The following is a 12391-nucleotide window of genomic DNA, read 5'->3' as shown; positions in this document are numbered from 1 at the left end:
TAATAGATAACGATTGAGTTGATTAACTCTGGAAAGGAATAATACAAATTGAGTACACACTTGAATATTAATGAGTCAACAATGACAAACGACTCATTCTCTCAAGGGATTAAAGACTGTGTTCCTACACTATTAGGCTATATTAGTATCGGCATTGCTTTTGGTGTAATTGCCATTACTTCCAATCTATCAGTTCTTGAAATTTTTCTTTTATCTGTACTTGTTTATGCGGGATCTGCACAATTTATTTTTTGTGGTTTATATGTGGCAGGTGCTCCAGTTTCTGTTATTATTATCACGATTTTCATTGTAAATTTACGTCATTTTCTGATGTCTCTAACGGTCGCACCTCATTTAACACGCTATTCGCCATTACGTAATATTGGGTTTGGCACATTATTAACTGATGAAACTTTCGGTGTGGCTGTTACAAAGGTTATGAAGGAAAAACAGCTTGGCGGCAATTGGATGGATGGTTTGAATCTAACTGCTTATCTTACTTGGATTGCTTCTTGTACAATTGGAGGAATGATTGGAAAGTGGTTGCCAAATGCTGAAAATTGGGGTTTAGACTTTGCCTTAATCGCGATGTTCGGGGCATTGCTTGTTCTTAACTTAAGTGATGTCGGGAAAGATAAGCTCATGCATTACTTAAAGCTAATCGCATTGATGGCTATTCTGTTATATGCATTATTATATTTATTACCGGGACACTTAGCAGTTCTAATTGCAACGATTATTGTTGCTACGATTGGAGTGGCAACAGAAAAATGAGTATTTCTTTATCAATTATTTTATTAATGCTAGGTTGTGCACTTGTCACATGGGTTCCACGAGTAGTTCCCTTTATATTAGTACGAAACATACAATTACCTGATGTCGTATTACGTTGGTTAGCCTACATTCCAGTCTGTATTTTGAGTGCCCTTGTGTTGGAATCACTTTTTCAGGCAGAAGGAAACTTCGTCATTTTTGATTGGCTAAACTTACTAGCGTTCATCCCGACATTAGCTGTCGCTATCTGGACCAAGAGCTTATCAAAAACAGTGATTGTTGGGGTAATTACCATGGCGATTTTGAGACTATTCATTTAAATTATTAATTTGTGATATGTACTTAACTTAATGGGTTGAATTTTCCAACTTAAAGTCCAAAAGAGCGAAGACTTTTTACAGTCCTCGCTCTTTTTCACTTTAAATACAATACTACTCTGCGACCAATAATCCGATTCGATGGTGATCGCCATGATAGACTACGTGCTGGGTTAATCGAACCTCGTTCTGATGATTGAGGACTTCCAAACGACAATGGGCAGCATTAATTTGTAATGCTTCATATAATTGTCGTTCACTATGAACCTCAATACCATTCACTTTTCGAATGATTTCACCAACATCCAAGCCCATTTTTTCTGCCGGAGAATTAGGCAACACCCCTGCAATCATCACACCATTTGATTTCGCAGATACTGCATAAACATCCTTTTGTTCACGAATAGCATATCGAATGGATATTGCAACTCGCGCGACTAAACCTACGACTAACATAGCAAATCCTACCAATGGCACAAAGTAAGCAACAAGTCCACCAATTATAACGAATTCCCCTAAAAGAATGACCGTACGCCCCAGTTTCGGATATAAATTGGCTGGTAACGTATGTCTAGTCATCTGTTGGAATCCTATAATCATTGGAAATAGGACAAGGGAAAATTGGGTGGAAGCGAATGAAATTTGTGGCCACCATGGGAAATAGTTATCAATCACATTTCCTGGAACGACAAAGAATATCGGCAGCACCCAAATCTTTTTGCTCAAAAAGGCTACTGCTTTTAGTCCTCTTTTTGAGTTTTCTACAATTGGTGAAGCATACTTGGCACCATATTTACGAATTAACATACCTTCTGCAACTAATAGTAATCCTGCTAAAACGGCTGCACTTACAGCAATGCCTTCATCCATATTCACACCATTCATCTTTAGTCCCATTAAATTAAAGGATACATCAAAATAGTCAAATAAGAAGAGTACCACTAAGCTTACTGTGAACAGTATAATGGGAGAAAGAAAATGAAAAACGTAAATAATCAATGCTAGAAAACTACTAATTGTCGCAACATATAAAAACTGAACTGGTAATGTTAATCCAAAACCGATTGAAAGAATCGAAATACATAATGCAATTAGTAACCCTTCTTTCAATAATCCAATCGCTTCAGACCATCCCCATAAAATACGAATATGAAAGTATTTTCTTTCCCTCTTCACACGACGATAGCCTAAATAGATAGCCATTATAATTGCTAAATAGAAGATTGGATTTATAAATAATCGTCCAAATGCTCTAGCAACCTCTACTAATATTTCTGTAACCATTTTTCCACCGCCCGTTTACAAATAACTAATGTCATTGTATCAAACGAGCTCTCAGTTGCGTAGATAGAATCTAACTATTTTGGACTAAAATTGTATTTTTCTTGCAGACTTTTCTTTGTTTCATAGAGAAAGGATGTATATTAACCTTTAAAATCTTAAACTTCGTTAAATATCACCTTTCAAGCGATTCATCATCACACTGAGCCCCATGTTTAATTGTGTATCGTTCTCTACATTTTGTTTGTACGCAATTACCTGCTCCCGAATACTTGCAAAGAAGTCATCATCCATATGGCGTCCAGCTTTCAGTTCATTTTTCTTACGATAAAGCACAACAGCCTCAGCCGTTTTCTCATCATAGAAGCCATCTGTTCTTGTAACATTATAGCCAAGCCCATCTAATACCTTCTGAGTATAAGCTACCTCTTCACTGAAATCTCCTTCACCAAATTCCCCTGTTAATGGAACGATTTCAAGTGAGAATAAAGGATGTTGTTCCACTTCAACATCTGCTTCGATTCCTTTTCCGTGAATCCATTGTCTTTCAGGTGTTAGCCATTTATTGGTAGATAATTTTAATTCACCACCATTATTAAGCCCCCATGTTTCTTGAACAGTCCCTTTACCAAAGCTTTTAGAACCTACAATCAATGCGCGCTCCGTGCTTTGAACTGCCCCTGCCATGACCTCACTTGCAGATGCACTACCTTCGTTTTGAAGAACAATGATAGGGAATTTCTTCATTTTCTCTAGATAAAAATCTTCCACTTCAAGTTTTGAAGTTTTTAACGGCTCCATGGCACCTTTTCCATTTTGCATATAAGCAAAAACAGAATTATCCTTCTCAATACTACTTACAACAGCTGCTACGCTATGTAAATAACCGCCTGGATTATCACGTAGGTCCACAATAATTCCTTCTACATCTTCACTGATTAATTTTTTTGTTGCTTCAACCCATTCTTCTGCGGTCTTTTCTCCGAACATGGAAATCGATACATAGCCAATTTCTGTTTCATCCACATTCATCACCTTTGATGCCACCGTTTTATTGTTCATTTCTGCTCGCTCAACACTTAGTTTAATATGACGTTCTGTACTTGGTCGATATAAAACAAGGGAAATTTTTTCACCAGCTTCCCCTTGAATCATTTGCATCAATTCACCCATTGTTTTCCCATCAAGTCGTTCATCATCTACTTGTACAATTTCGTCATACGGACGAATTCCCGCTTTTTCAGCAGGAGAAGATTTCACTGGTGAAACAACGATAAATTTACCATTTTTCTCCGTGATTTCAATGCCAATTCCGACGCGTTGTCCAGCTAAGGATTGCTTATGCAGGGCAGCTTCCTTTTCCGTATAGTATGTACTATATGGATCTTGAAGGGCACCGGCCATTCCTCTAATTGCTCCTTCAATTAGAGCTGCCTCATCTGTACCATATACAGAATTTTCTTTGATCAGAGAATAGGCTTGGTCAATTACAGCAACATCGCTGACATTCGTACCTCCTATCTCAGATTGCTTCGAGTTTTGCCAAAATATAAAGCCAGCTATAATTAAGCAAATCGCAGCTAGTAATACAAAAAATCGACTTTTCCTCATTGTTTACCCCCTCTCGTTCAATCTATGAAAAAACAAAAAGGGATAACACATGGAAAAGCCGATTTTTATATTTTGCAACATATTCTTCAAAGAATTAAGCATTTATGCTTACATTTAAAGAAGAAACTTCTATTAAAAAGAAATTCAAGGCGCGTTAATCTAAACTTTTTACATAATCTCGTATGGCTTCTTGATCTAGTGGTCCGACAATATGGTGCTGTATGCGACCTGTTGAGTCAATCATAAACGTGGAAGGAATGGTCATAATCTGATAAAGCCTATCCACTCCCTTTTCTTTCATTAATGGAATTGGAAAGCTTAATTCATAACTATCTACAAATTGTTGCACGGTTTTGATTTCATCCAAAGATCTTTCTGTATGTGTAAGGTTTACAGCGACAATTACGGCATTCTCTTCCTTTGCCTCTTCTTGATAATACTTTTGAAGATGAGGCATCTCTTTTTTACACGGTGGACACCAGCTTGCCCAAAAGTTGAGAATAACTTTCTTTCCTTTTAATTCTGAAAGAGTTAAGGGCTCTCCAGATAATGTTTCCAACGTAAAGTCTGGTGCAATTTGTCCTTTTTCCAATCCTTCTACTTGATCCAAGTTCATTTCATAGGACACTGCCTGTTCAGAAATCGCTTCACTTGCTTCTATTTGATCTTTTATATAAGTCCCTAGCATAATGACTACAAGTACCATTACTACCCCTAGACCAATGGCTTTCTTTTTCATTTTCCACCCTCCAAGATAGAAAAATTACTTAATTATTAGAGAGATTGAGTTCATTTCCTTAATACTTATTATATTCTTGTCCCTCTTTTCATATCTTCAATAGAATACCATAGATAACGATTTTAAAAAAACTTCAATGGTCTATCAGACATAACAAAAGCAGGCTAATTGTGACAAATTCGTCTTAGCCTGCATTTAAATTTCTATAAAGAAATGTAATTAAGTGGGTTTACGCTTCCAACACTTTGTTTTACCCACGTCCCAACATGAATTTCAAAGTGTAAGTGAGTTCCTGTAGATCCTCCTGTGTTCCCCATTCCTGCGATTTGTTGACCTTTTGATACTTGTGTTCCAACCCCTACATTAATGGAATTCAAGTGAGCATAGACAGATGTAAATATCTGACCTTCAATCGAATGCGTAACCATTACGACATTTCCAAATGTAGAAAGACGTCCTGCATAAGAGACAACTCCATCTGCTGCCGATACAACAGGAGTACCTGTGCTATTTGCAATATCGATTCCGTAATGGAATTTATATTGTCCAGTGATTGGATGTATACGTGCCCCATAAGGACTTGTATAACGTCCATTTGCAGGCTTTGTCCAATTTCCAGCTGAAACGGCTGGAGCTGAACCTCCACCGCTATTTGAACTATTCCCACCATTTGCTGCATTTGCTGCTTTTCTAGCTTCTTCCTGCTGGCGAGCGATTTCTAGCAGTCTTTTTTGTTCAGCAGCAATTTGTGCATTAATCTCGTCGCTTATTTCTACTGCTTCTTCATATTGTTCTTCTAGAACTTGTTTTTCACTAGCAATCTGCTTTTGCTGAGCTTCTAGTTCAACTATTAAGCTATCTTTCTCTTGTTTTTGAGAATTAAGAGATGCTTTTAAACTATCAAGCTCTGCTTTTTTGGATTCTAATTGTTGTTTTGTTTTTTCTAAAGTTAGTTTTTGTTCTTCGAGCTTATCCTGGTCTTGTTTTTGCTCTTTCATAATTTGACGATCGGCATCCATTAACGTATTAACGGCTGAGTAACGATCGATGAAATCTACAAAACTATTTGCACCTAACAATACATCCAGAAAACTAACTTGACCATTTGCCTGAAGAGCTCGAGCACGTTCAGCAAGTAGTTCATTACGCTGATCGATTTTTTCTTGCAGTGCAACTATATCAGCTTTTAATGTTTCAATTTCTTGTGTAGCTACTTCAATTTCTTGTGTAACCTGATTAATTTCATTGTTTGTATTTGTTATTTTATCTGTTATTTGGGTAATTTGATTTAAAAGAGTCTCTTGTTTGGATTTAATGGAATCAATCTCAGCTGATTTTTCTTTTATCTCATTACTTAGTTGATCTTTCTGTTCTTCTACCTCTGATTTTTCATCTTTTAAATCTGATAAACTAGCAGCATATGTAACTGGCATTTGGATAGCAAGAACAAGCGCAGCTGTTGTCATCAAAATTCGGAATGGCTTTTTACTTATTTTCACAGGTTAAGACCCCTTTCAACTTTCTTACACAGGATTCTACTTTTTTATTCTACTTTTTTCGCAATGCGGACATAGCTATACCTTTAAGAATTTTCTAACGGACATAAAGCTTCCACATACCCCAATTAAGACACCCATTAAAACGAGCAATGCATTGACTTGATAGAGTAGAGGCGTTACATCAAGTAACTGTAATAGTTCACCGTTCAGTTTTGGTTGTATAATTTTGAAAATATTCACATAAACAATTGATACCACGGTAATTGGTATAATTGAGCCCAATATTCCAAGCCACATACCTTCTAAAACAAATGGAATTCGAACAAATGAGTTTGTTGCTCCCACTAGCTTCATAATTTCAATCTCATCTTTACGTGCAATAATCGTAATACGAATTGTATTGGAAATTAAGAAAATCGCTGTAAATAGTAATCCTAATATTAGGATTACTCCTACATTTCGACTTGTATTTAAGAAGCTAAACAGTTTTTCAACTTTGCCTTCCCCGTATTTGACGTCATATGTATGGTCAAGTTTTTCAATTGCCTTCGCTACATTTGCCGTTTGTTGAGGTTCTTTTGCTTTTACATAAATTACATTGTTCAATGGATTACTTTGTTCAAATAGACTCAAGTCTTCGCCATAGTCTTCAATCAATAAATCTAGCTCTTGCTCTTTCGATGAATAGACAACCTCATTAACACCAGGTAAACCCTTTATGTCATTCATCAGTTGATCTTCAGCTGCTTTTGCTTCTGTAGGATCCGCAATGATATCAATTAATACTTTAATTTCTACATCCTTTTCGATATCATCTGCTACTTTATTTAAGTTCATCATGATGATGGTGAAGACACCAACCAATAGTAGCGTGACTGTTACAGCACTTATCGATGCAAATGTCATCCAGCCGTTACGGCCAAGTGACTTCATGCTTTCACGAAAATGTCGTCGGATTGTTCTACCCTTCATAGCCGTAGTCACCTCCGTATACATCTCGTACAATTAAGCCGCCCTCAATGGCAATCACTCGTTTTCGAATGGTATTAACAATTTCACGGTTATGAGTAGCCATAACAATCGTTGTCCCACGCGTATTAATTTCTTCAAAAATATTCATAATTTCCCAAGAAGTCTCAGGATCCAGGTTACCTGTAGGCTCGTCCGCTATAACGACTTTTGGCATATTTACAATTGACCTTGCAATCGAAACACGTTGCTGCTCCCCACCAGATAGCTCATTTGGGAACATACGAACTTTGTGTTTTAAGCCAACCAAATCTAATACATCCATCACACGTTTACGAATTTCTTTTGGATTTTCCTCAATTACTTCAAGAGCAAATGCGACATTCTCATAAACATTTAATCTAGGAAGCAGTTTAAAATCCTGGAACACTACACCTAATTGACGTCTTAATTGCGGTACTTGTCGATTTTTAAGTGTCGACAAATTCATTCCTGCTATTATTACATCACCTGACGTAGGCTTTTCTTCCCGGTACATCAATTTTATAAAAGTAGATTTACCAGCACCACTTGGGCCAACTACATAGACAAATTCACCTTTTTGTATATCAACAGAAATCCCATTTGCTGCGACAACACCATTTGGATATTTCTTCACAACGTTATTCATTTGAATCATTAATAAAACCACCTAAGTTTCAAGTTTCTATTAAAATAGATTTTTTCACTCATCATCCATTATAGCACTCATTCCCTAAGTTTTTATTACAATTTCATTTCATATTTCTAGTTACGAAGGATAGGTTTAAGCAAATTTCCACATTTTCCATGATAAAAGAACTATTTTTTCTTCCCTCCTTCTATTATTCCATAAATAGACATAAATCCCTTCAAATTTACATGTAGCGTTTTAAAAAATATTTTGGGGTTTTGAATACAAAAAAAAACCCCGTAAATGTTAGATTGTGTCTAACATTTACGGGGCAGTTTACATTTGCGATTCGTTTTTAAAGTTATTCTGCGATGTAGCGAACGATAATTGTGCCTGTTCTTGATTCACCGTTTAATTTCAGAATATTGGCATTGTCAGCGATTTTATCGAAGTGATAGGTTTTTAGGAAGAATTGATCTTCTTCTAATCTTGTTTCGACGTCAGGTAATCCTACGTCTGCTTTTCCAAAGTTTGTTGCCACTTGTCCATCCAATGATAGAGTTTTTGGAACATAGAGTTCTACTGCACCTGCAACGGTTTGTGCTTTTACTTTTCTTGCATCTATTGCGTTGGTTGTAATGACTACCGCCCCGTTTACCGATTCGGCTTCTACTTCCTGTAATTCACCATCGATATAGATACGTCCATTGACAGTCTCTGCTTCTAAATCTTCGCCTTTCACATTTCGTAAATCGATTGCCCCATTACCCGTTTCAATCGTCGCATGTTGGAAGGATGCTTGATCCACCTTTACTGCACCATTATAAGTTTTTACTTTAATTAGCTTTGAATCTAGGTTTTGGACTGTCACTCCACCATTTAATAAACGAATTAATACAAGATCATATAATTTTTCCGGAACCTCTAGTCTTAATGTAACTTGAGAGAGCTTCGTCGAAACAGAAATTGTTAATTTATCATTTGTTAAACTTACAAATTTTTCTTCAAATTGTTTTTTTGTTTTTTCTTCATCCTGATCAATTAGTGAAGTTTTTACATGTGTTTCCACTATAAGTTGTTCGCCCTCTGATTTGACAAGGTCCACTTTTCCGTTTGGGATATCCACTTCAATACCCTTTACTTCATTCGCATCAAAGGCATAAGTTTTATCAAATTGTACTTTTTCACCAAATGGAAAATCTAAATCGAAATCCTTTATTTTGGAAAAGGTTGAATTCATTAATCCCATTACTCGTTCACTAAATTGAGAGAGATCTTGTTTTAAATCGTTCATAAATTCATCCATTTTCTTATTTGCATCTTTATTATTGAATGCTTTGCCAAAGATATCTTCAAAGCCTGTTGTTTTAGATTTTTTTTCTTCATAATTTGTTTGTTGATATGAAGCTTCACTTTGTTCTTCTGTAGTTTTTGCTTCTTCCTCTGTGTTCTTTGTTAGAGGAACGATTGGAGATTGATTGGATTTTTGTCCTTTTGTTAACGCCTCAAGTAAAACAATCGCTTCTTCAGCAGAAATTGTTCCGTCTTCAACTAATTTTAAAATGCGTTTACGTTCGTTTTCCATTATCAAAAAAAGCCTCCCTCTATTTGTATACTTACTTATACGCTGAGGGAGGGCAAAAAGTTTCACTTATTATCTTTTCATTTCGAAATTTATTATTATTTATTTGAAGCCTCAGCTAGTAGAGAGTCCATTCTTTTTCGATCGCGTTCTAAAACAGTTCTTAAATAGCGTCCTGTATACGATTTTTCGTTGGCCGCGATTTCTTCCGGTGTACCTGTGGCTAAAATTGTACCGCCCTTTTCTCCACCCTCTGGACCTAAGTCGATTAGATAATCTGCTGTTTTAATAACATCTAAATTATGTTCGATTACAAGGACTGTATCACCATTTTCTACTAGACGCTGTAGAACCTTCAGAAGTCTTGCAATATCATGTGCATGAAGTCCTGTTGTAGGTTCATCTAAGATATAGATTGATTTCCCAGTTGAACGTCGATGTAATTCAGAGGCAAGTTTTACACGCTGTGCTTCCCCACCTGATAATGTTGTTGCAGGTTGTCCTAACTTCATATAACCGAGTCCAACATCCACAATGGTTTGAAGTTTTCTTTGGATTTTTGGTACATTTTCGAAGAATACTACGGCATCTTCAATGGTCATATCTAATAATTCTGCTATATTTTTTTCTTTATAACGTACTTCTAATGTTTCACGATTATATCGTTTTCCATGGCATACTTCACATGGGACGTAGACGTCTGGCAGGAAGTGCATCTCGATCCGGATAATACCATCTCCACTACAGGCTTCACAGCGACCGCCTTTGACATTAAAGCTGAATCGACCTTTTTTATAGCCACGCATTTTTGCTTCATTGGTAGATGCAAAAAGATCACGAATATCATCAAATACACCAGTATATGTTGCTGGATTTGAACGCGGAGTTCTTCCTATAGGCGATTGGTCAATATCAATAACCTTTTCCAAATGTTCAATTCCTGTTATTTCTTTATGCGCACCTGGTTTTGTTCGTGCTCGATTTAATTTATTCGCCAGTGCTTTGTATAAAATTTCGTTGATTAATGTAGATTTACCAGAGCCTGATACTCCTGTCACAGCAATAAATTGCCCTAAAGGAATATCTACTTTTACATTCTTCAAATTGTTTTCGGTAGCACCTTTTATCGTTATCTTGCGCCCATCTGATTTCCTACGTTCGATTGGAAGTGGAATAAATTTTTTGCCACTTAAATACTGTCCAGTAATGGATGCGGAATCTTCCATAACTTCTTCTGGTGTACCTGCAGCTACTATTTCACCACCATGTACGCCTGCTCCTGGGCCTACATCAATTAAGTAATCTGCAGCAATCATTGTATCCTCATCATGCTCCACGACAATCAATGTATTTCCTAAATCACGCATATCCTGCATTGTTGCTACTAGACGATCATTATCTCGCTGATGCAACCCAATCGATGGTTCATCGAGAATATAAAGCACTCCCGATAAACGAGAACCTATTTGTGTAGCTAGACGAATCCTTTGTGCCTCTCCACCTGATAGTGTACCTGCAGAGCGAGAAAGAGTTAGGTAGTCTAATCCAACATTAATCAAAAAGCTAAGTCTCTCCGTAATTTCACGAATAATGAGTCTTGCAATTTGCATCTCTTTCTCTGAAAGAGTTAAATTTGAGAAAAATCCGAACATATCACCAACGGAATGCCTTGTTGCTTCTGCAATATGTAAACCCTCTACTTTTACTGCTAGCGTTTCGGGCTTTAAACGATAGCCTTTACAGGATGGGCAAGCTTGTTCTGTCATGTATTTTTGCATTTGCTCACGAACATAATCTGAAGTTGAATCACGGAAACGTCGTTCAATATTACGGACTACTCCTTCAAATTCGATGTCTTTGTTATGAACACTTCCATACTCATTTTCATAATAAAAATGGATTTTTTCGCCACCAGAGCCATAGAGAATTTTATCCATCTGACTTTTTGGTATTTGTGATACAGGCACATCCATTGGAATTCCATAATGTATACAGACGGCTTTTAAAAGCTGTGGATAATACTGAGAACTTGTTGGTTCCCATGCAGCAATCGCGTGTTCTTCCAATGTTCTTTCCCTATCTGGAATTAACAAATCCAAGTCAACCTCTTGCTTAGTTCCAAGCCCATCACATGAAGGACAAGCTCCAAAAGGACTGTTGAAAGAAAACATGCGGGGTTCTAATTCACCAATTGAAAATCCGCATAATGGACAAGCATGGTGTTCACTAAATAATAATTCCTCGTGCTCCATGACATCCACTAGTACCTTTCCATCAGCTAAATTACAAGCTGTTTCAAGGGATTCAAATAGACGTGAAGAAATTCCTTCTTTAAGAACAACACGATCGATGATCACTTCAATATTATGTTTTTTATTTTTATCCAGTTCAATCGAGTCGTCTAAATCCTGCATTTCTCCGTCCACACGTACACGGACATATCCTTGCTTTTTTAAATCTTCAAGCAGTTTGACATGTGCACCCTTACGGCCGGATACAACAGGTGCCAACAATTGCATTTTTGTTCTTTCTGGATATTCTAATAATCGGTCTACCATTTGTTCAATGGTTTGAGACGCTATTTCTGTACCATGGTTTGGACAAATCGGTTTACCGATTCGTGCAAATAACAGACGTAAATAATCGTAAATTTCCGTGACTGTCCCAACAGTAGAACGAGGATTTTTACTCGTTGTTTTTTGGTCAATCGAAATGGCAGGGGATAACCCCTCAATCGAATCGACATCCGGTTTATCCATTTGACCTAAAAATTGTCTTGCATAGGCAGAAAGGGACTCCACATATCGGCGTTGCCCTTCTGCATAAATCGTATCAAATGCCAATGATGACTTTCCTGAACCCGATAAGCCTGTGATGACAACCAGCTTATCTCTAGGAATCGTGACATTAATATTTTTCAAATTATTTGAACGTGCCCCTTGCACTACTATTTCAGTATTTTTCACG

General features: G+C 36.9%; 10 protein-coding genes. 2 read left to right on the top strand and 8 right to left on the bottom strand.

The genetic code is table 11. The features are described from left to right. Positions 1-81 precede the first annotated feature (81 nt). Together C1N55_RS04970 and C1N55_RS04965 are read left to right on the top strand one after the other, a co-directional pair. Positions 82-774: an AzlC family ABC transporter permease gene (locus C1N55_RS04970; RefSeq protein ID WP_137730542.1), complete on the top strand. Its 693-nt coding sequence runs from the start codon at positions 82-84 to the stop codon at positions 772-774. Beyond that, entirely contained in the window at positions 771-1094 is a 324-nt protein-coding gene (locus C1N55_RS04965; protein WP_137727789.1) for an AzlD domain-containing protein, read from the top strand. The genes C1N55_RS04970 and C1N55_RS04965 overlap by 4 nt, the downstream gene beginning before the upstream one ends. 111 nt (positions 1095-1205) lie before the next feature. On the opposite strand, the gene C1N55_RS04960 is transcribed toward C1N55_RS04965, so the two are convergent. From C1N55_RS04960 to uvrA, 8 genes are all read right to left on the bottom strand, one after another. Further along, on the bottom strand, positions 1206-2375 hold the full coding sequence (locus tag C1N55_RS04960) for a PDZ domain-containing protein (RefSeq protein WP_137727788.1): 1170 nt from the start codon (positions 2373-2375) through the stop codon (positions 1206-1208). A 165-nt stretch (positions 2376-2540) separates the two neighbouring features. Continuing rightward, positions 2541-3983 carry a S41 family peptidase gene (locus C1N55_RS04955; RefSeq protein WP_137727787.1) on the bottom strand — a complete coding sequence of 481 codons (1443 nt, stop codon included), beginning with the start codon at positions 3981-3983 and terminating at the stop codon, positions 2541-2543. 154 nt (positions 3984-4137) lie between these two features. After that, positions 4138-4722, bottom strand: coding sequence for a peroxiredoxin family protein (locus tag C1N55_RS04950; protein WP_137727786.1), 585 nt, complete (start codon positions 4720-4722; stop codon positions 4138-4140). Between the two features lie 203 nt (positions 4723-4925). After that, complete coding sequence (locus tag C1N55_RS04945) at positions 4926-6221, bottom strand: murein hydrolase activator EnvC family protein (RefSeq protein ID WP_240758388.1); 1296 nt, start codon at positions 6219-6221, stop codon at positions 4926-4928. Between the two features lie 75 nt (positions 6222-6296). Continuing rightward, positions 6297-7193 (bottom strand): permease-like cell division protein FtsX, encoded by an 897-nt coding sequence (ftsX, locus tag C1N55_RS04940; protein WP_137727785.1) that lies wholly within the window; start codon positions 7191-7193, stop codon positions 6297-6299. Then, positions 7183-7869 carry a cell division ATP-binding protein FtsE gene (gene ftsE, locus C1N55_RS04935; RefSeq protein WP_137727784.1) on the bottom strand — a complete coding sequence of 229 codons (687 nt, stop codon included), beginning with the start codon at positions 7867-7869 and terminating at the stop codon, positions 7183-7185. Before ftsE ends, ftsX begins: the two co-directional genes overlap by 11 nt. A 334-nt stretch (positions 7870-8203) precedes the next feature. After that, entirely contained in the window at positions 8204-9427 is a 1224-nt protein-coding gene (locus tag C1N55_RS04930) for an SHOCT-like domain-containing protein (protein ID WP_137730540.1), read from the bottom strand. Between the two features lie 95 nt (positions 9428-9522). After that, entirely contained in the window at positions 9523-12390 is a 2868-nt protein-coding gene (gene uvrA / locus C1N55_RS04925; protein WP_137727783.1) for an excinuclease ABC subunit UvrA, read from the bottom strand. Between the last annotated feature and the right edge of the window lies 1 nt (position 12391).

It is taken from the genome of Lysinibacillus sp. SGAir0095 (assembly GCF_005491425.1).
Lineage (GTDB): Bacteria > Bacillota > Bacilli > Bacillales_A > Planococcaceae > Ureibacillus.
Note: the sequence above shows the minus strand (reverse complement) of the source record. Positions and strands in the feature narration are given on the sequence as shown.